This is a genomic window from Flavobacterium paronense (assembly GCF_030409795.1).
GTDB classification, from domain to species: Bacteria; Bacteroidota; Bacteroidia; order Flavobacteriales; family Flavobacteriaceae; genus Flavobacterium; species Flavobacterium paronense.
The window spans coordinates 1329768-1348611 of the sequence record NZ_JAUFQN010000019.1 but is presented as its reverse complement, the minus strand read 5'-3'; the positions used below and the strand labels follow the sequence as shown (position 1 = coordinate 1348611).

Annotated in this window: 23 protein-coding genes; 19 read left to right on the top strand and 4 right to left on the bottom strand. The window is 34.5% G+C overall.

Features of this window, described 5'->3' with window-relative positions; genetic code table 11:
- Positions 1–86: 86 nt before the first annotated feature.
- The 15 genes from QWY90_RS07250 (at position 87) to QWY90_RS07180 (ending at position 10594) form a co-directional block, all read left to right on the top strand.
- Complete coding sequence (locus tag QWY90_RS07250) at positions 87–932, top strand: alpha/beta fold hydrolase (protein WP_290285207.1); 846 nt, start codon at positions 87–89, stop codon at positions 930–932.
- A gap of 5 nt (positions 933–937) precedes the next feature.
- On the top strand, positions 938–1084 hold the full coding sequence (locus QWY90_RS07245; protein WP_290285206.1) for a glycine zipper domain-containing protein: 147 nt from the start codon (positions 938–940) through the stop codon (positions 1082–1084).
- Positions 1085–1558, top strand: coding sequence for an RNA polymerase sigma factor (locus QWY90_RS07240; protein ID WP_290285205.1), 474 nt, complete (start codon positions 1085–1087; stop codon positions 1556–1558).
- The gene (locus QWY90_RS07235) at positions 1548–2138 is read left to right on the top strand and encodes a hypothetical protein (protein ID WP_290285204.1); all 591 of its coding nucleotides are present in this window, start codon (positions 1548–1550) and stop codon (positions 2136–2138) included. Before QWY90_RS07240 ends, QWY90_RS07235 begins: the two co-directional genes overlap by 11 nt.
- Before the next feature lie 149 nt (positions 2139–2287).
- Positions 2288–3034 carry a hypothetical protein gene (locus QWY90_RS07230; RefSeq protein WP_290285203.1) on the top strand — a complete coding sequence of 249 codons (747 nt, stop codon included), beginning with the start codon at positions 2288–2290 and terminating at the stop codon, positions 3032–3034.
- Positions 3035–3225: 191 nt separating this feature from the next.
- Positions 3226–4281, top strand: coding sequence for an erythromycin esterase family protein (locus QWY90_RS07225; RefSeq protein WP_290285202.1), 1056 nt, complete (start codon positions 3226–3228; stop codon positions 4279–4281).
- 58 nt (positions 4282–4339) lie between these two features.
- On the top strand, positions 4340–4972 hold the full coding sequence (locus QWY90_RS07220) for a peptidylprolyl isomerase (protein ID WP_290285201.1): 633 nt from the start codon (positions 4340–4342) through the stop codon (positions 4970–4972).
- A gap of 108 nt (positions 4973–5080) precedes the next feature.
- On the top strand, positions 5081–5413 hold the full coding sequence (locus tag QWY90_RS07215; protein ID WP_290285200.1) for a translation initiation factor: 333 nt from the start codon (positions 5081–5083) through the stop codon (positions 5411–5413).
- Between the two features lie 48 nt (positions 5414–5461).
- Positions 5462–6328 carry a nucleoside phosphorylase gene (locus QWY90_RS07210; protein ID WP_290285199.1) on the top strand — a complete coding sequence of 289 codons (867 nt, stop codon included), beginning with the start codon at positions 5462–5464 and terminating at the stop codon, positions 6326–6328.
- A 91-nt stretch (positions 6329–6419) separates the two neighbouring features.
- Positions 6420–6896, top strand: a complete 477-nt coding sequence (locus QWY90_RS07205) for a DinB family protein (RefSeq protein ID WP_290285198.1) — start codon at positions 6420–6422, stop codon at positions 6894–6896.
- The gene (locus tag QWY90_RS07200) at positions 6893–7429 is read left to right on the top strand and encodes a GNAT family N-acetyltransferase (RefSeq protein ID WP_290285197.1); all 537 of its coding nucleotides are present in this window, start codon (positions 6893–6895) and stop codon (positions 7427–7429) included. Before QWY90_RS07205 ends, QWY90_RS07200 begins: the two co-directional genes overlap by 4 nt.
- Positions 7430–7520: 91 nt before the next feature.
- Positions 7521–8372, top strand: coding sequence for a substrate-binding domain-containing protein (locus tag QWY90_RS07195; protein WP_290285196.1), 852 nt, complete (start codon positions 7521–7523; stop codon positions 8370–8372).
- A 17-nt stretch (positions 8373–8389) separates the two neighbouring features.
- A complete protein-coding gene (locus tag QWY90_RS07190; RefSeq protein ID WP_290285195.1) occupies positions 8390–9322 on the top strand; it encodes a transglutaminase-like domain-containing protein in 933 nt (310 codons plus the stop codon).
- A gap of 109 nt (positions 9323–9431) precedes the next feature.
- The gene (locus tag QWY90_RS07185) at positions 9432–10004 is read left to right on the top strand and encodes a DUF3575 domain-containing protein (RefSeq protein ID WP_290285194.1); all 573 of its coding nucleotides are present in this window, start codon (positions 9432–9434) and stop codon (positions 10002–10004) included.
- Between the two features lie 11 nt (positions 10005–10015).
- Positions 10016–10594, top strand: a complete 579-nt coding sequence (locus tag QWY90_RS07180) for a hypothetical protein (RefSeq protein WP_290285193.1) — start codon at positions 10016–10018, stop codon at positions 10592–10594.
- A 1-nt stretch (position 10595) separates the two neighbouring features.
- Here QWY90_RS07180 and QWY90_RS07175 read toward each other — a convergent pair whose 3' ends face one another.
- Positions 10596–11261 (bottom strand): uracil-DNA glycosylase, encoded by a 666-nt coding sequence (locus QWY90_RS07175; RefSeq protein ID WP_290285191.1) that lies wholly within the window; start codon positions 11259–11261, stop codon positions 10596–10598.
- A gap of 84 nt (positions 11262–11345) precedes the next feature.
- Between QWY90_RS07175 and QWY90_RS07170 the strand changes: the two genes are divergently transcribed.
- The 3 genes from QWY90_RS07170 to QWY90_RS07160 all read left to right on the top strand — a co-directional run bounded on the left by QWY90_RS07170 (position 11346) and on the right by QWY90_RS07160 (position 14130).
- Positions 11346–13508, top strand: coding sequence for an endonuclease MutS2 (locus tag QWY90_RS07170; RefSeq protein WP_290285190.1), 2163 nt, complete (start codon positions 11346–11348; stop codon positions 13506–13508).
- A 5-nt stretch (positions 13509–13513) separates the two neighbouring features.
- The gene (locus tag QWY90_RS07165) at positions 13514–13930 is read left to right on the top strand and encodes a thiol-disulfide oxidoreductase DCC family protein (protein WP_290285189.1); all 417 of its coding nucleotides are present in this window, start codon (positions 13514–13516) and stop codon (positions 13928–13930) included.
- A 62-nt stretch (positions 13931–13992) separates the two neighbouring features.
- Complete coding sequence (locus QWY90_RS07160) at positions 13993–14130, top strand: hypothetical protein (protein ID WP_290285188.1); 138 nt, start codon at positions 13993–13995, stop codon at positions 14128–14130.
- 43 nt (positions 14131–14173) lie between these two features.
- Here QWY90_RS07160 and QWY90_RS07155 read toward each other — a convergent pair whose 3' ends face one another.
- The 3 genes from QWY90_RS07155 to aroC form a co-directional block, all read right to left on the bottom strand.
- Positions 14174–15649 (bottom strand): T9SS type A sorting domain-containing protein, encoded by a 1476-nt coding sequence (locus QWY90_RS07155; protein ID WP_290285187.1) that lies wholly within the window; start codon positions 15647–15649, stop codon positions 14174–14176.
- Between the two features lie 63 nt (positions 15650–15712).
- Positions 15713–16966 carry a dicarboxylate/amino acid:cation symporter gene (locus QWY90_RS07150; RefSeq protein ID WP_290285186.1) on the bottom strand — a complete coding sequence of 418 codons (1254 nt, stop codon included), beginning with the start codon at positions 16964–16966 and terminating at the stop codon, positions 15713–15715.
- Positions 16967–16969: 3 nt separating this feature from the next.
- Positions 16970–18031: a chorismate synthase gene (gene aroC, locus QWY90_RS07145; protein WP_290285184.1), complete on the bottom strand. Its 1062-nt coding sequence runs from the start codon at positions 18029–18031 to the stop codon at positions 16970–16972.
- Positions 18032–18326: 295 nt separating this feature from the next.
- On the opposite strand from aroC, the gene QWY90_RS07140 reads away from it, so the two are divergent.
- Positions 18327–18827 (top strand): hypothetical protein, encoded by a 501-nt coding sequence (locus QWY90_RS07140; protein WP_290285183.1) that lies wholly within the window; start codon positions 18327–18329, stop codon positions 18825–18827.
- The last annotated feature ends 17 nt before the right edge of the window (positions 18828–18844 follow it).

The following is an 18844-nucleotide window of genomic DNA, read 5'->3' as shown; positions in this document are numbered from 1 at the left end:
GGGCATTTTGAAATTATTTTTTAGAAGACTGTAACATTTTAGATAAGCTCGTATCTAAAAGCGAAACAAACTAAAAAACAAGCAAAATGAACAAATTCAAATTCTTCTTTACACTATTTTTATTTACTGCTTTATGGGCAAATCTTTATGGACAAAACAAGTCGTATCCATTTGATATAAAAATTAGTGGACAAGGTAAACAATCAATCATTTTTATTCCAGGATTTGCAAGTTCAGGTGAAGTATGGAACGAAACAAAATCAATGTATGAAAAAGATTTCACTTGCTACACTTTGACTATGGCGGGTTTTGCAGAAGTAAAAGCGCAACCAAATGCAACATTCACCAATTGGGAAACTAGTATCGTCAACTATATTCATGAAAACAAAATTGAAAAGCCAATACTAATTGGACACAGTATGGGAGGAGGATTGGCTTTGGCTATTGCTTCTGACTATCCAGAACTTATTAAAAAAATAATTGTAGTTGACGCACTTCCCTGCTTAGCAGCATTGATGAATCCAACTTTTGAAGCAGAAGAAAAAACAGACTGTTCTGCAATGATTAATCAAATGACCTCGGCAACGAATGAACAATTTTATCAAATGCAAAAAATGTCTATTCAAAGACTTGTTGCAGATACTTCAAAACAAGAATTAGTTGTGGGTTGGAGTGTTAAATCCGACAGAAGAACATTTGCAGAAATGTATTGCGATTTTTCAAATACTGATTTGAGAGAAAAAATTAAAACAATAAAATGTCCTTCTCTGATTTTATTAGAAGAATATTTTAAAAATGTAAAACCTGCAATTGAAGAGCAATATAAAAACTTGAAAACTGCCAACTTACAATATTCCAACAAAGGTCTGCATTTTATAATGTATGACGACAAAGAATGGTATTTGAACCAATTAAATAACTTTTTAAATTAATTACTATGAAAAAACTAAATTACTTTACACCAACTAAACAAGGAATCATTATTGGAGCCGCAGTTGGAATAGCAACAAAAAATATTGCCGTAGGTATTGTTCTAATTTTAATCTTTAGCTTAGCATCTAAAATAAACTTAATCAAGCGATAAATGCAGGTGTTTGAAGAAATATATGAAAGCTATTGGCAAAAGATATTTCGCTTGTGCATGGGTTATGTAAACGATCATGCCCTTGCACAAGACCTAACACAGGAAACCTTTATAAGTGTTTGGGAACAACTTCCTAAATTTAGAAATGAATCCAGCATAGGAACTTGGATTTTTAGAATTGCTTCTAATAATTGCTTGCGGCAAATTGAAAAACAAAATCGTTTCCCAAAAGCACAATTGCCTTTAAATTTATCCCAAGAAAAGCAACATAATATTGAACCTCAAATTCAGTTTTTATACAAATGTATTGCTGAACTTCCAGAAATTGACCGTATCATTATTTCACTAGAACTTGAAGACGTAAAACAAGCCGAAATAGCAAGTATAGTTGGATTATCAGAAGCCAACATACGAGTGAAAATTCACAGAATAAAAGAAAAATTAACACAAAAATTTAGTCGAAATGAGCGATAATATAAATTTCAAAGACCTATGGGCTAAGCAAACATCTGTTGTGCCCAATCCGGACAATTTAATAGCTGAGATTAAAAAAATAAAACAATACAATTTTAGAAAGCTCATATTAACAAACATATTACTAATTGCTACAGCTATATTTATCATCTTCATTTGGATGCGTTATCAACCCCAATTACTTACAACTAAAATTGGAATTATATTGATTATTTTAGCAATGGCGGTGTTCCTATTTGCTTATAATAATAGCTATTCTCTTTTCAAAAGCGATAAGAACTCGCAAAGCAATAGCGATTATTTAAAAGACTTATTAACCATTAAGGCAAAGCAGAAATTTATGGAAACCACTATATTGAATTTGTATTTCATTTTACTTTCAACAGGAATTGGGTTATACATGTATGAATATACATCCCGAATGAAACCAATTTGGGGATTAGCCACTTATGGAATTACTTTTATATGGATTTTATTTAATTGGTTCTATTTAAGACCAAAGCAAATAAATAAGCAAAGAGCAAAATTAGACACCATAATCTCCAAATTTGAAATAGTAAACAATCAACTTGACGAATAAAAATGGCATCCGCTAACACTTGCTAAAACACCTGGCTAGTTTTTCGGTAAATTGTTCGTTTACTTTTCATAACTTCGCTCGGACGGTTACAGAAAAAAAGCATTCCATAAACCGCCACAAGCTTTAGCAAGGAAACGTTAGCAAACATCATGAAACAAAAAACCATAAACAATATAACTTTACTAGCACTATTGATTTGCTCCTTTTGTACGGCTCAAAAATCTGATTTTATTGTCACTACAGCCAATGATACGCTTTATGTTGATAAGATCACTGTGTCCGACTTTGAAATTAAAACAAAGTTTTTTGACGAAAAGAAAAAATATAAAGTTGATGATATCATTAGTTACTATATCGCCAAGAAAAAAGAGCATTATGTTCGCATACCGGTCGAAAAAAAAGAGGTTAAAACGCCGGACAGGTATGATTATAAAAGAAATGAAAACTTGTATTTAGAGAAATATGAAGTCGTTAAACAATATAAATACATTCAAAGGTTAACCGAAGGTAAAGTTAAACTATTTTGTGAAGTTATAAAAAATAGCCCTCCTGTTGGAAATGGATTAGGAAACGGATTTGGAAACGGGGTTGGAAATGGATTTGGAAATGGCAATGGTGCTGGTTTTTATACTGCTGAAAATAGTACTTATTATATCGGAATATATGATTCGAAATTAGAAGTAATCAAAGACAAGAAATTCTTTAAATTTTTCGATTTTAGTAAGGGTATCGAATTAAATGAATCAGTATATGAAATATTAAAAACATACCTTTATGGGAACAACGAAATAAGTTTTAAACTGGATACTTTATTTGTAACAAAACCAATTGCCAAAGAAAAACAAATTATAGATTTGATTAATGAATATAACGTCTGGGCAAAATCAAATAAATAAGGATTGTCAAGTGCCGTTTTAGATATTGGGGTTGGCTTCCATACTTCAAAACAGCCTAAAGCATTGGAACGTTGCATAAATACTAAATCAAAAATGCAGAATTCAAAAATATGACGCTAAGACAATTATATAAATGTATACTCTTCATTGTAATTAGTTATCCATTAAATGCTCAGAAAGCTGTTTATACTTTGGATTCAATTCAAAAGCTTTTAACTCCCGAAGTAAAAAATATAATTACTCAGGATCTTTTAAACAAAAGAATTGTCTTTCTCGGTGAATCTGAGCATCATATTGGTTCCGATTTTTTAGCAAAAACCGAGTTTGTCAAGTACCTTGTGACCGAACATCAGTATCAAAATATTGCTTTTGAAAGTGATTTTTTCGCTCTCTATTTTGAGCATGAACAGAAAAATACATTTCCTTTTTGGTCTAAATCAGTGCAATGTGAAGAGCTCTTTAAATTTTTAAAAGAACATAATGTTGTAATTTGGGGTTTTGACAATCAATTTAGTACTCCTTTTACTTTCGCTACTTTTTCAAAGCAACTGTTTAGTTTTCTACAACAAAATGATATTGTTATTGAAGAAAGATTTAAAAATCTTGTAGCAGTAGTAATGAAAAACGGAAGCGAAATTGATAAAATACTCAGTCAGAATGACGTAGATTACATTACGGCTCAAATTGATAATCTGCTTAAAGACAGCAGAGTTCTTTCTAATGCTGAATGGAATCAATTTATGCAAAGTTTCAAAAGTACAGTTATACAATATACCTCTTCTAAAAAAATGGGCAAACAGCTAAGAGACTCACAAATGGCAAAGAATCTTAACTTTCTAACGGAGAGATTACCCAATGACAAATTTATGGTATGGGCCGCAAATGCTCATATATCAAAACTTAATGAAGATTATATGGAATACCAAAATATGGGATATCTATACAATCAACTCAATCCCGGAATAACATATCATATTGCTTTTGCACCAATTAAAATGCCGTATAGAACTGATAAATTTATTAAGTCACAGCAAAAAAACAAGAATAATTTACTAAGTTTATTACCGGATACTGATCATAATTATTTTATTAACTCCCAACTTTTCATTGAAGCAAATCCACTGGATAAGGATAAAAGTTTTGAAGGCATGTTTGGAACCGGAATGGGTAATGGCAACACTGTATGGTTCAAACATTTTGATGCTTTGGTTTTTATTGCAAATGGAGAGAAAGTTAAGTATCCATAATTCCAATTAATAACGCCGGTTAACCCGATAGCTAAAACAATAACTCATACACCATCTTATGAAATACATCCTAATAGCACTTCTGGCCTTACTTCTAATCTGTTGCAGCAAAGCCACCTTTAATCCTGAATGGACAAAGCAAACGGCACCGCCAACGTATACCGCCCGTTTTGAAACCTCACAAGGGAGTTTTGATATTCAGGTTACTCGTGCATGGTCGCCGCTAGCGGCTGATCGTCTGCACCAACTCTTGACACATCACTTTTATGACCATCAGCTTTTTTACAGAGTCGTGCCTGATTTTGTAGTGCAGTTCGGGAATACCGATACTATAGTCAACAAGAAATGGGATAAGTATAAAGTTCCTGATGAACCGGTACTTAAAAGCAATCTAAAAGGCTATGTTAGTTTTGCCAGAGCCGGTAAGGAAACCCGCGGTAATGATTTGTTTATTAACCTGAAAGACAACGTGAGGTTAGATACCGTAGCTCCCGAAGGTGTAAGAGGTTACCCCGTGTTGGGTTATGTAACTACAGGCATGGATGTGGTAGAAAAATTCTATTCAGCATACGGCAATAAGACAATGGATGTTTATGACTCCCTAAGCGCCAACCGTAAAAAGTACTTGAGCCTTTTTCCGAAACTGGATTCTATTAAAAAAGCCTATATTATAAAAGAAACGAAAGATTGACAGAATTAAGCATAATCAAAAAATAAATCTATATCTTTGAAGTAGTAATTTCCAAGTCTCAATAAGCCCTGAGGTTTGGATTTTTACTTTTTGTAGTATCAGAACAGTATGGATTTACAGGAACAATTAAAAAAACTATTTCCGGAATACCAACCTTCCAACGAACCCGAGGCCGTTGAAACGCAAGAGCATACTCTTTTTATCCAAAAAGAACCAATGATTTGCAAGTACGAAAGGCGAAAAGGAAAAGCTACCACCCTCATCGAAGGCTATGAAGGCAGCGATGACGATTTTAAACTATTAGCCAAAGAGCTTAAAACCAAACTCAGTGTAGGCGGCACTTTTAAAGACGGGGCGATTATCATTCAGGGCGATTACCGCGATAAGATAATGAACCTACTAAAAGAGAAAGGCTTTAAAGTAAAGCGTGTTGGAGGCTGAAAAATTACGAATTAGAAATTACGAATAATCAAATAACCGAATAACCAAATGATTAAATCTTCAGAATTAATACTAAACCCAGACGGAAGTGTTTATCACTTAAACCTGAAACCCGAACATATTGCGCACGACATCATTTTTGTGGGCGACCAAAACCGAGTTGAAAAAATCACACAGTTCTTTGACAGCATTGAATTCTCCACACAAAAACGGGAGTTTAAAACCCAAACGGGTTTATACAAAGGCAAAAGAATTACGGTAATGTCAACGGGCATTGGTCCGGATAATATTGATATCACCATGAATGAATTGGACGCGTTGGTGAATATCGATTTGGAAACGCGTAAACCAAAAGAGCAGTTGACTTCTTTAAACATTGTTCGTATCGGAACTTCGGGTTCATTGCAGGAGGATATTCCCGTGGATAGCTTTGTGATGGGCGAATACGGACTTGGTTTAGACAATATGCTTCGCTCTTACGTGATTAATGATATCACTGAAAATGATATAGAGGATGCTTTCATCAAACACACCAATTGGGATTTGAGAAAAGGAAAACCGTATATCATTGGTTGTTCACAAACCTTAAAAAATAAATTCGACAGCAACCAAATCCACAAAGGAATTACCGGAACTGCCGGTGGTTTTTATGGTCCACAAGGAAGAGTATTGCGTTTGGCAATTCAGGATCCTGAGTTGAACAGTAAAATGGATAGCTTCAAATTTGGTAATGTAAGAATGGCCAACCTAGAAATGGAAACATCAGCAATTTATGGTTTAGGAAAGCTTTTAGGTCATAACTGTTTGTCGTTAAACGCTATCATTGCCAATCGTGCCAACGGAACCTTTAGTGATGATCCGTATAAGGCTGTGGATGCTTTGATTCAGTATGCTTTGGGGAAATTGGCTGAGTAAAAAAAGACGAAGAGAGAATAGACAACTTTGTTATAAAGACAGCATCATCATCTATCCGTCTATCATCTATTAGTCTAATTTTCTAAAAATCATGAATCTACTCCTTCAAACCGAACGATTGTTTACTGTGAAAGATAAAATCATTGCATTTGAAATAGTATTGGCCCGACTTGAAACGTCGTTGTTGGCTATTGCTGATTTTGATATTAAAGCAACAGAAACGTCTTGGTCTAAAAAAGAAATTCTGGGACACTTGGTCGATTCTGCCATCAATAATTTGCAAAGGTTTACCGAAATACAACATGCAGCTGAGCCCTATCGTATCAGACCTTATAATCAGGACGAATTGGTAAAAGCTAATTGTTATCAGCATAAAAATACTCAAGATTTGATTACGCTCCTGATTGCATTGAATAGGCATATCATTTATTTGGTCAAAAATCAAACAGCAGTAACGCTAAAATATCCTATTGTGCTTCCAAATAAAACGGTAACCGATTTAGCCTTTGTAATTGAAGACTACTTTGTGCATTTTTATCATCATCTGAATCAAATAACAAACAAATGAAACTAATTCTAGAAACCGAACGCCTGCTATTTCGCCCATTAGAACTATCTGATGCTGACGGTATGTTTGCTATGGATAACAATCCGGAAGTGCATAAATATCTTTGGCAAACTCCAACACAAACAATAGCGGAATCTATCAAAATCATTGAGTATGTTCGTAGTCAATACGAAAGAAATGCTATTGGTCGTTTTGCCACTATCCTAAAAGAAACAGGTGAATTCATTGGTTGGACAGGCATCAAATATATTGATGATCATGTAGAAAACGGAAATACTAATTTCTACGATTATGGTTATCGACTAAATGAAAAATATTGGGGCAAAGGTTACGCTACCGAAGCTTCTATTGCCTGGTTAGCGTATGGTTTCAACCAAATGAAAATCGAAATAATGAATGCTTACACCCATTCAGAAAATGGTGCTTCCAATCATATACTGCAGAAAGTCGGAATGAACTTTATGGAAGAGTATTTGGATAAAGATGGCGTGTTATGGAAATGGTGGCAGATGGAAAATCCAAAAAGAGAATAGACTAATAGATAATAGATAATAGACTAATAGACAAAATATAAACTGAGAAGTCTATCATTTATTATCTCTCCGTCTCTCATCCAAAATAATTATGAAAACAATAAAAATAGCAGGCGTTCCCGAACATTTTAACCTGCCTTGGCACTTATGCATTGAGAATGGTGAGTTTGAGGAAATCGGGATTGCTTTAGAGTGGACCGATATTCCGGAAGGCACCGGTAAAATGTGTCAACTGCTTCGCGATGGCGAAACCGATATGGCTGTTATTTTAACCGAAGGCATTGTCAAAGATATCGTAGCTGGAAATGACTGTTCTATCGTTCAGGTTTATGTCGAGAGTCCTTTGATTTGGGGAATTCACGTTGCAGCTACTTCAAAATACAAAGCATTATCAGATTTAGAAAACACCAAAGTTGCCATTTCACGCTATGGTTCGGGTTCGCATTTGATGGCGTATGTGAATGCTCAAAATCAGAATTGGAGTACCAATACCTTACAATTTGAAACGGTAAACACGATTGATGGCGCCGTTGAAGCACTAACCAATGGCACAGCCGATTACTTTATGTGGGAACGCTTTATGACAAAACCATTGGTTGACAAAGGAATTTTTCGACGGGTTGCCGATTGTCCAACGCCATGGCCTTGTTTTGTGATTGCAGTAAGAAACGAGTTTTTGGAAGCCAACCAACAATCTGTCGCACTTATTTTAGAAACGATAAACAATACCACTATTGAATTTAAAGATATTCCAAGTATTGACAGAACGCTCGCCTCTAAATACAATCAGAAATTAGAAGATATTCAGGAATGGCTGTCATTAACCAAATGGTCACAAAAACCATTAGAAGAAAAAGTGTTAAACAAAATTCAAAATCAATTGTTTGACCTGAAGATTATAGATAAAAAAGGTACTTTTGCTGAAATAGTGAAAGCCGTTTAGCTTTTGCCATTGGCAATATGATAAAACTAGGAAGTCTTACTTATCAAGAACTGAAAGAAAAATTCAGGATAAAAAGTCCTTGGGATTTGATTATCATTTTTGTCCTAAACATTCTTATTACCATACCCATTTTTATTATTGCCCACCACAATTTTATCACTTTAGATTGGGCGCATCACATTGATAGAATAATTCTCTTTTTGGTGATACTCATAGCTATTCAATTTGTATTGAGAGCTTTGCGAAGAGTAACGCTGATTTCGATAATTTTATATGTTATCATGCTTGGATACGGAACATTATCAGGCAAGTATGGCTTTACGAGCGTAATTGAAGATTATCGTTCTATGATGTACACTATGAATGAAGATCCGCATCCGGAGGATATTATCATTTCCAAATTACTGCCTTTTCCAAACAAATCTAAAATTGTAGATGCCGTAGAATATCAAAATCCGAGAATAAGAAACTTTTCTATTATGGCTATCAACAAGCATTTTAAGCATGTGAAAGGCTATTATGATTATTTCACCATCATTCAATCCTTCGCTATTTTTAAAGAAATAAATACCCGTTGGAATTACGTTAGCGATCCCAAAGGACATGACTATATTGCCAGCGCTACAGAATCGCTGCAATATCTTTCCGGTGATTGTGACGATCATTCGGTTTTTATGGCGGCTTGTATTAAATCAATTGGAGGCACTACAAGGTTAATTCATACTAAAGGACATATTTATCCTGAACTATTGATTGGAACTAAAAAAGATTTAGAACGTATCAATTATGCCATCAAAAAAGAACTTTTCCCAATCGAAAGTAAAAATAAACCCATCAATTACCACATCGATGAGCGAGGAAATATTTGGCTTAATCTTGATTACACCGCTAAATATCCTGGTGGTCCATTTATGAATGAAGAGATACTCGGAGCATTGACACTAGATTAATTTATTCCGCTACGCTCTATACAGTTCGCGCTGCGCGCTCGGGTCACAATTAACAATTCATAATTCACAATTAATTTACTATATTCGTTTCCAAATAAAACGACCTATAATGAAAAAGTTATTTTGTCTATTTCTCTTACTATCATTAGCATCTCAAGCACAAGAAAATACGGTACTTGTCAATAAAAAAAATGAATTTCGTGTTGATTTATTATCAGCTATTGTCAATACAAAAGCCAGTTTAAGTTATGAACGTTTTTTTGGAAATAGTTTTTCTACCGGTTTTAATGTAAATTTTTCTAATAGTAATAAACTAAATGAAGACTTTGACAATGGATACAGAAACAATGTTCCCAAGTTTGAGTTTAATCCTTATTTGAGATATGCGCTATCCAAAAGCAAGTCGAGATATTACTTTGCCGAAGTTTTTGGTTCCTATAATGGCGGTGATTATAAAGAGATCGTTAGAGTATCTGGCACGGCACCACAACCTGATTATTACACTACAAAAAAATCAAAATATACCGATTTCGGTTTAGGCGGAAGCTTGGGTTATAAAATGTATTTCCATGATAGCATTGCTTTAGAATTTATTGTCGGATTTGGATCAAACCTTACCAATAGAGAGAAAAGTCCTGATGTTATTTCAAGAGTTGGTTTAAATTTAGGGTACAGATTTTAATAAACAGAAAGATGAAAAAATTACACTATATACTACTAATTGCAGTTGCATTACTGGTTTCCAATTGCGATACTAACGACGATGGTTTTTACAATAATATTTTTGTAGACATCCCTAATTTAGTTGCCATCGAGCCACATGCATCCACGTATGCTGTTGGCGAAAAGTTATACATCGAGGCAGATTTCTCAAGGTATTTAAGTGATGGTGCACTCTTAGATATTTATAAAACCACAGGAGCAACTCAGTTTGCTTTTTCTTATGTAATAGAAAAACAAACAAACGCAACTACCTGGGAAGTGGTAACGGTAAATGATAGTCAATTAGACATTGTAAAAGGTACTGCTCAAAATGGTTCTTATGTTTATGGCATTTGCGAATACAATGCTACAGATGAAACTTATGAATATCGCGTTGGATTTCCGTTATTGTCTTCGGGAACTTATCGTATGAGTTTTGGATATAACAGTGATTCTTTGACCAAAGTAGAACTGCGTTCATTAAGTCCGGCTACACGTTTAATTTTGAATATAAATTCATTGATTAGTGGACTTAATTCTGGTGGCTATTATAACTTTACTGTAAACTAAACTACCACACTATCGTTTCTTTTCCTAAGCTTTGTAAATAAGTATTGGTTTTACTGAAATGTTTATTTCCAAACCAAAAGCCTCGATTAGCACTCAATGGCGATGGATGACCGGTTTCTAAAACATGGTGTTTCGTACGGTTAATTTTAGCGCCTTTCTTTTTGGCAAATCCGCCCCAAAGCAGGAAGACTACATTTTCCTTTTCTTCTGATATTTTCTGAATCACAGCATCGGTAAACGTTTCCCAGCCTTGCTTTTTATGGCTTCCGGCTTCACTTTGTCTGACGGTTAAAGTGGCGTTGAGCAACAAAACACCTTGGTCAGCCCATCGCTCTAAATTACCCGATTGTGGAAAAGGCTGTTGCAAATCGGTTTGGATTTCTTTAAAAATATTTATCAACGAAGGCGGCAAAGCAATACTATCATTTACTGAAAAACACAATCCGTTGGCTTGTCCAAATCCATGATACGGGTCTTGCCCAATGATAACCACTTTTACTTTGTCAAACGGACAATGATCAAAAGCGGCAAAGATTTCACTTGCTTTTGGAAAGCAGGTATTGCTGGCATATTCATTTTTAACAAAAGAAATTAATTGCTGAAAATAAGGCTTTTCAAACTCATCCGAAAGTTGGGTTTGCCAAGAGGAATCTATTTTGATAAACATCTCATAAAATTTTACCAAAAATACCATTTTCTATTGCAATATGGAATGCATCCTTTGTAACTTTGAACCTTAGACACTGATTTAATGATATCCATTACTGATAAGACACTACAAGATTTAGAATTCAACACGGTTTTGCAAACCATTTCAGAACGATGCAACACTGAAATCGGGAAGCAAAAAGCACTTGAAATTGTTCCTTTTAAAGACAAAGAAACGTTGATGAATGCTTTGTTGCAGACCTCTGAATATCTCTCTTCTTTCTCCAATAACAATGCAATTCCCAATCACGGATTTGACAATCTTACTAACGATTTAAAATTTCTGGCCATTGAAGACAGTTTTCTCGAAGTGGGCAGTTTCAGAAAAATTGCAACGCTATCGGAAACCGTAAATGTGTTGTTGTTGTTCTTTAAGAAATTCCATGAGTATTACCCAAAGCTGAATGATAAAGCCACTCAGGTGGAATATACCAAATACATCATTCAGAAAATTGATGAAGTCGTTGATAAATATGGTGAAATTAAAGACAATGCTTCACCTGATTTGATCAACATTCGCAGAGATATGAGTTTGGTTCGGGGCAAAGTGAATCAAAGTTTCGGACAAGCGATGAGCCAATACAATTCGTTAGGCTACTTAGATGAAATAAAAGAAAGTTTTGTTGAAAACCGTAGGGTTTTAGCGGTTTTAGCTATGTACAGACGGAAAGTAAAAGGGTCTATTTTGGGGAGTTCTAAAACAGGTAGCATCGCTTATATTGAACCGGAGGCAACACTGCGTTATTCGAGAGAGCTGAGTAACCTGGAATATGAGGAACGTGAGGAAATCACGCGGATTTTAAAGAAGTTATCCAATGATATTCGGCCTTTTCTAGACCTGTTAAAACAATATCAGGAGTTTTTGAGCGATATAGATGTGGTTGCAGCTAAAGCTAAATATGCTAACAAAATTAATGGGCTATTGCCAACAATTACTACTGAAAAGGAATTGTTTTTTAGAGATGCCTTCCATCCTATTTTGTATTTAAGCAATTTGGAAAAGAAAGAAAAGACCTTTCCACAAACCATAGAATTGAATACTGAAAATCGGATTATTGTCATTTCAGGACCTAATGCCGGTGGAAAAACTATTTCGTTAAAAACCATAGGGTTGCTGCAGTTAATGTTACAATGTGGCATTTTGATTCCGGTACACGAGCGTAGCAAAACCTTTTTATTTGATAGAATTCTGACTGATATTGGCGATAATCAATCGATAGAAAATCATTTGAGTACCTATAGTTATCGTTTAAAAAACATGAACTATTTCCTGAAAAAATGTAATGGTAAAACCTTATTTCTTATTGATGAATTTGGGACAGGTTCAGATCCTGAATTAGGTGGTGCTTTGGCAGAGATATTTCTGGAGGAATTCTATCACAGAGAAGCTTTCGGAATTATCACTACGCACTATTCTAATTTAAAAATACTAGCCAACGAATTACCTTATGCCTCTAATGCCAATATGCTTTTTGATGAGAAATCATTAGAACCAATGTACAAATTGATTTTAGGGCAAGCCGGAAGTTCCTTTACCTTTGAGGTTGCTCAGAAAAACGGAATTCCTTTTGGATTAATAAATCGTGCTAAAAAGAAAATAGAAGGTGGAAAAGTTCGATTTGACAAAACTATCGCTACACTTCAAAAAGAGCGTTCCAAGCTAGAGAAAACTTCACAAAACTTAAAAGAAGAAGAAACAAAGACTCGGGAAGAAAGCAAAAAAATGGAAAGCATAAATTCTAAAATTCAATTGAAATTAGAGCGGTATCAGGAATTATATGATGCCAATCAACGCTTGATTTACATGGGACAAAAAGTAGATGATATTGCAGAGAAATACTTTAATAATAAAGACAAAAAGATTTTAATTGGTGAATTTTTGAAGATTGTTGAGGTAGAAAATTCAAAGCGAAAAAAAGCATCAGCAAAAGAAATCATAGTAAAAAAACAGGAAGAAAAAGAAGTTATAAAAGAAGTTACTATCAAAGTAGAAGAAATTCGAGCTGAAAAGAAAGAAAAGAAATTAAAAGCCATTCCTTTAGAAAAGCCTAAAGTTACCATCAAAGTTGGCGACCGAGTTCGAATGATTGATGGAAAAGCTATTGGCACTATTGATAAAATAGAGAAAAATAAAGCTGTTGTTAATTATGGTGTCTTCACTTCTAAAGTAAACCTAGAACAACTTGAATATGTTCAAGCAAAATAATACACATGGAAATTTCAGACTTACCAAAAGATAAAAAAATAATTCTTTTTGATGGGGTTTGCAATCTTTGTAATTCTTCTGTTCAATTTGTGATAAAGCACGACAAGAAAGATGTGTTTAGGTTTGTTGCACTTCAATCAGAATTAGGTCAAAAAATTATTCGTCGTATTGATACTTTTAACATTGACAGCATTATTTTATATGAACCTGAAAAAGGTTACCGTTACAAAGCAAGGGCAGCGTTAGAAATTGTAAAACATTTGAGCGGAGCCTATAGAGTTTTGCTTGTCTTTACAATTTTACCAACTTCACTTTTAAATAGAATCTATGACTTTATTGCTAAAAACAGATACAAATGGTTTGGTAAAAAAGAGAGTTGTATGATTCCAACACCTGATTTAGCCAACAAGTTTCTTGTATGATAAATGTCATTTAAACTAAGTTTTAATTAAAGTAATTTTGGATAAACTTTAATATTTACAATATGACATTTTCAAACATTGCAGCCTATTCCTGGGGAAATGGTGCCTTTATTATGATTGCTGTTTTTGCTTTGGTTATTGCAGCTTTAGTAGGCTTTGTTATCATGATGATGAATAGTAAAAACAAAAAAAACGACTAAGTTTCCTTAGTCGTTTTTTCTATTTTAAAGATGTTAAATAAGATTATTGCTTAACAATTTTCTTAACAGCAACACCTTGGTCAGTTGTGATTTTCATCATGTACATTCCAGTTGCTAAGTCACTAACTGAAATTTGACCTTCAGTAGCATTTACTTTATCTGATTTAATTACTCTTCCGTTCATGTCAGTCATTTCAACTGTACTTACCAAAGCGTTAGCATTGTTAGAGAAGTTGATAACATTAGTTACAGGATTAGGGAAAACTGAAAATTTAGACGATAAGAAATCACTTGTTCCTAAAACTGAAGTGAAGTTTACTGTGTCAAAACGCATAGTAGTTGCTGCAGTTGTAGTAGCCAAAGCTGAATTATCATTAAAACCAAAATAGTATGTACCAGCTGCTGGAGCAGTCCAAGCAGGAACAGTAATTTGAGTATATGTATTGTTTAACAATGCTGCATTTGAGTACAACTGAGTAGTTTGTGCTGCAACTGAAGGTGTAGTACCAACAGTTACTCTCAAGCTTCTAAGTCCATTAGCAGTTGCGTTTCTTTCATAAAAAGAAACTGTTACTTGCTCACCAGCTTGTAATGAAAATGCCGGAGAAATTAACCAGTTGTTAGTGGCAACATCAATACTGTTGTTAAATATCCAGTATTGCCCTGTTCCACCTTGAGCATTTGCAGCAGTTGTACCAACACCATAAGCGCCTGTATTACCACTTGTAGTCCATCCAACTAATTGCGTAGCATTGTCAAAAGTAGCTAATTCAGGACAAAGTTTTGCAGTCGTAAATTTGTTAACCGTTGTCCAAGTACTTTGTGTAGTACCACAATTAGCTCTTACATAATAATCGTATACAGTTTCAGCAGCTAAACCTGATACGTTAACAGAGTTTGTTGCTGGAGATAATGTAGTTCCAGTCCCTTGTGTAAATCCTTGAGCACCATATTCTACTTCATAATTAGCAGGATTACTTAACGAAGCATCCCAGTTTAAAGTAACTGAAGTAGTTGTAGTGTTTGTTGGTAAATTAACAGAATATGTTCCTAAACATGAAATTGCAGTAAATGATAAATCGAAATCAAAACCTGCACCATCCCAATAGTTACTCCATTCTATATAGTAAGTAACACCAGCAGCAACTGGGAAAGTAACACTTGACAAATAATTCGTTGCAGAAACGTCATCATCTGAAGCAACACAATTTAAAGTCCCACATGTTCCGGTCATAATTGATATCATAGTATCAACGCTATTAGGAGCAACGTTTGCAGCTAAATCAGATGATATAGTAACTTCACCATCAGAAGTTGGAGTGTATGAATACCATAATCCGTTAATTGGTCCACCTGTATTATCAGCAGTAAGATTGAAACAAGAAGCTTCCCAAACACCTGCAACCGCTGGAGCAGTGTTAGTTCCAATTACAGCAACTAAAGGCGTTGAACAATCATCTTGAGCAAATGAAGATAAAGACCCTAATAATAGAATCGAAGAAAGTAATAATTTTTTCATATAAATAGTTTTTTTAGTTATAAGTGAACAAATTTAATAAAGTATTTTAAATATCATAGTTTTTTAACTATCTTTTTCCCATTTACCAACAACTGATGTGGCTAAAGCATTTCCCAGCACATTTGTTGCGCTTCTGAACATATCACAAAAGTGGTCAATTGGAAGTATCAAAGCGATGCCTTCTATCGGAATTTTAAACATCCCACAAGTAGCTGCTACTACCACTAAACTTGCCCTTGGCACACCTGCTATTCCTTTGCTGGTTAGCATCAAGACTAATAACATTGTCATTTGTGTACCAAAATCGAGATGAACACCGTATGCTTGCGCGATGAAAATACTGGCAAAAGTCATGTACATCATACTTCCGTCAAGATTGAAAGAGTAGCCTAATGGTAACATGAAAGAAACTATTTTATCTTTAATTCCAAATCGCTCTAATTCCTCCGTTAATTTTGGAAAAACAGCTTCAGAACTTGTGGTTCCGAATGCGATTATCAGTGGACTTACTATGTGTTTTAATAAAATGGTCATTCTGCTTTTGAGAAATGCATAGCCAATCAATAATAGTACTATCCAAAGTGTTGAAATTCCGACTAGAAAAGAACCAAAAAATTTGGCATAAGTAAGTAATAAATCATTCAAATCACGAATGGCAAAAACTCCGGCTATGGCTCCAAATACGCCTATAGGAGCAAATTTCATTACATAATTTACCATCTTTAAAATAATGTGCGACGTTTTATCTAAAGCATTTACGACCGGTTTTGCATTTGCACCTATTGAAGCTGCTGCCAATCCGAAGAAAATAGAAAAAATTACAATTTGTAATATTTCATTAGTTGCCATGGCTTCTACAATACTTTTCGGAATAATATGTTCGATAAAATTCTGTGCCGAGAAACCATCAGCTTTTTCTGCCACTTCGGTTGCTGTTGATAAGTCTACATTTCCTAATTTCAATCCAACTCCAGGTTGTAAAGTATTTACCCAAAACATTCCGATTAAAAGTGAAATAAACGAAGCTGTAAAGAACCAGCCTAAAGCCTTTCCTCCTATTCGTCCTACTGCTTTTATGTCACCCAGTTTGGCTATGCCAACAACTAAAGTTGTAAAAACCAATGGCGAAATAATCATTTGCACTAATCGAATGAAAACAGTAGCCAGCATTTTTATATAACCACTAAAATCTTTAGCAATGTCTTCTGAATAGTTATTATGGATAAAAACACCAAGCAAAGCTCCGACAATCATAGCAATTAGAATCTGAACCGTAAGATTGGAAAAGAAGGATTTTTGAATTTGAGTTGTAGTCATTAATTATTGATACGTTTTATTTAACAAATAAAAATCAGCTAAAACTATAGCTGCCATTGCTTCTACAATTGGCACGGCACGAGGTACTACACAAGGATCGTGTCTTCCTTTACCTTGTTGCTCAACTAAAGTGTTTTCATTGGTCAATACTTCTTGTTTCTGAATTAATGTCGCTACCGGCTTGAAAGCGACTCTAAAATAAATATCCATTCCGTTTGAAATGCCGCCTTGAATTCCGCCTGAAAGATTGGTTTTTGTAGTGCCGTCTTCGTTATATAAATCGTTGTGCTCGCTTCCTTTCATTCGGGCTCCGCAAAATCCGCTACCAAATTCAAAACCTTTTACGGCATTAATCGAAAGCATCGCTTTGCCTAATTCGGCATGGAGTTTATCAAAAACCGGTTCGCCTAAACCTATTGGAACATTTTGTATAACACAAGTTATAGTTCCACCCACTGTATCGCCTTCTTTTCGGATTTCTTTGATGTAGTTTTCCATTTTTTCGGCAATAGCCAAATCCGGACAACGAACGGCATTGGCTTCAGTCAAAGAAAAATCTAAATCCTGATAAGGTTTGTCTATAAATATTTCGCCAACAGAAGAAACAAAAGCGTTGATTTTTATATTGGATAAGACTTGTTTAGCAATAGCACCAGCTACTACTCTACACGCAGTTTCTCGAGCCGAACTTCTTCCTCCGCCACGATAATCACGGATTCCATATTTTTTTTCATAAACAAAATCGGCATGACTTGGACGATAGCTGTCTTTGATATGCGAGTAATCATCCGACTTTTGATTGGTGTTTGGAATAATAAAACCTATAGGTGTTCCTGTAGTTTTGCCTTCAAAAATACCTGATAACAATTGTACTTCATCTTCTTCTTTTCGTTGTGTAACAATAGCTGATTGACCAGGTTTTCTGCGTTGCATTTCGTTTTGAATAGCTTGCAAATCGATTTCAATTCCGGCAGGACATCCATCAATAATACCGCCTAAAGCAGCGCCATGTGATTCTCCAAAAGTTGTAAGTTTAAAAAGTGTTCCGTAACTATTTCCAGCCATTTTATATTGTTTTAAACAAATATAGGGTAAAGTTTAAAAGCGAAAAAAATTATTATTCAAAATTAACCCTAGAATAAGCTTGAAATAATTAAAGGAAACCAAGTTATCAAGTAAATTTATTTGAGATGGAGTAATTTATAAGTCAGCAACTTATAGCTTCTGTGATTTATGCCAAAGAAAAATAATTAACAACTGATTAGTTTAGTCAATAATTGTATAATAAATTTGCAATATTATATAAGGATGTTGGCATTATTTTTGTCAACTTTGCTAAAACTAATTTAAAAATTAAACAATGAAAAAAATCATTTTATCTGCTTTTATGCTAATTGGATTAGCATTTAGCGCGCAGGCTCAGGACATTTCGAAGAATGCATTAGGACTTCGTTTAGGAGACAACGATGGTTTTGGAGGAGAAGTATCTTACCAAAGAGGTTTGTCAAAAAATAATCGTTTAGAATTGGATTTAGGCTGGAGAAACAGCAACGATGTTGATGCCTGGAAAGTTGTTGGTTTATACCAATGGGTTTGGGACATTGATAATGGTTTCAATTGGTATGCTGGTGTTGGTGGTGGTTTAGGAAGCTGGAGCTATGACAAGGGTGGTTATAGTGATAGTGGAACTATTATTTTAGCTGCTGGTGATATCGGAATTGAATATAATTTTCAAGAGGCACCAATTCAATTATCTTTAGATTTTAGACCTGAATTTTACTTAAACAATTCAGGTAGCAATAAATTTAGAGAAGACAATTTTGGTCCGGATATCGCACTTGGAATTCGTTATAGATTTTAATCAAAAGCTTTATAAAA

What these genes read in the sequence shown, in the direction of transcription:
- QWY90_RS07200 (WP_290285197.1), top strand. Translation starts at nt 6,893, where the DNA reads ATGAAACTAATTCTAGAAACCGAACGCCTGCTATTTCGCCCATTAGAA.
- QWY90_RS07250 (WP_290285207.1), top strand. Translation starts at nt 87, where the DNA reads ATGAACAAATTCAAATTCTTCTTTACACTATTTTTATTTACTGCTTTA.
- QWY90_RS07235 (WP_290285204.1), top strand. Translation starts at nt 1,548, where the DNA reads ATGAGCGATAATATAAATTTCAAAGACCTATGGGCTAAGCAAACATCT.
- QWY90_RS07190 (WP_290285195.1), top strand. Translation starts at nt 8,390, where the DNA reads ATGATAAAACTAGGAAGTCTTACTTATCAAGAACTGAAAGAAAAATTC.
- aroC (WP_290285184.1), bottom strand. Translation starts at nt 18,031, where the DNA reads ATGGCTGGAAATAGTTACGGAACACTTTTTAAACTTACAACTTTTGGA.
- QWY90_RS07205 (WP_290285198.1), top strand. Translation starts at nt 6,420, where the DNA reads ATGAATCTACTCCTTCAAACCGAACGATTGTTTACTGTGAAAGATAAA.
- QWY90_RS07170 (WP_290285190.1), top strand. Translation starts at nt 11,346, where the DNA reads ATGATATCCATTACTGATAAGACACTACAAGATTTAGAATTCAACACG.
- QWY90_RS07165 (WP_290285189.1), top strand. Translation starts at nt 13,514, where the DNA reads ATGGAAATTTCAGACTTACCAAAAGATAAAAAAATAATTCTTTTTGAT.
- QWY90_RS07160 (WP_290285188.1), top strand. Translation starts at nt 13,993, where the DNA reads ATGACATTTTCAAACATTGCAGCCTATTCCTGGGGAAATGGTGCCTTT.
- QWY90_RS07150 (WP_290285186.1), bottom strand. Translation starts at nt 16,966, where the DNA reads ATGACTACAACTCAAATTCAAAAATCCTTCTTTTCCAATCTTACGGTT.
- QWY90_RS07215 (WP_290285200.1), top strand. Translation starts at nt 5,081, where the DNA reads ATGGATTTACAGGAACAATTAAAAAAACTATTTCCGGAATACCAACCT.
- QWY90_RS07220 (WP_290285201.1), top strand. Translation starts at nt 4,340, where the DNA reads ATGAAATACATCCTAATAGCACTTCTGGCCTTACTTCTAATCTGTTGC.
- QWY90_RS07155 (WP_290285187.1), bottom strand. Translation starts at nt 15,649, where the DNA reads ATGAAAAAATTATTACTTTCTTCGATTCTATTATTAGGGTCTTTATCT.
- QWY90_RS07195 (WP_290285196.1), top strand. Translation starts at nt 7,521, where the DNA reads ATGAAAACAATAAAAATAGCAGGCGTTCCCGAACATTTTAACCTGCCT.
- QWY90_RS07140 (WP_290285183.1), top strand. Translation starts at nt 18,327, where the DNA reads ATGAAAAAAATCATTTTATCTGCTTTTATGCTAATTGGATTAGCATTT.
- QWY90_RS07175 (WP_290285191.1), bottom strand. Translation starts at nt 11,261, where the DNA reads ATGTTTATCAAAATAGATTCCTCTTGGCAAACCCAACTTTCGGATGAG.
- QWY90_RS07240 (WP_290285205.1), top strand. Translation starts at nt 1,085, where the DNA reads ATGCAGGTGTTTGAAGAAATATATGAAAGCTATTGGCAAAAGATATTT.
- QWY90_RS07185 (WP_290285194.1), top strand. Translation starts at nt 9,432, where the DNA reads ATGAAAAAGTTATTTTGTCTATTTCTCTTACTATCATTAGCATCTCAA.
- QWY90_RS07245 (WP_290285206.1), top strand. Translation starts at nt 938, where the DNA reads ATGAAAAAACTAAATTACTTTACACCAACTAAACAAGGAATCATTATT.
- QWY90_RS07210 (WP_290285199.1), top strand. Translation starts at nt 5,462, where the DNA reads ATGATTAAATCTTCAGAATTAATACTAAACCCAGACGGAAGTGTTTAT.
- QWY90_RS07180 (WP_290285193.1), top strand. Translation starts at nt 10,016, where the DNA reads ATGAAAAAATTACACTATATACTACTAATTGCAGTTGCATTACTGGTT.
- QWY90_RS07230 (WP_290285203.1), top strand. Translation starts at nt 2,288, where the DNA reads ATGAAACAAAAAACCATAAACAATATAACTTTACTAGCACTATTGATT.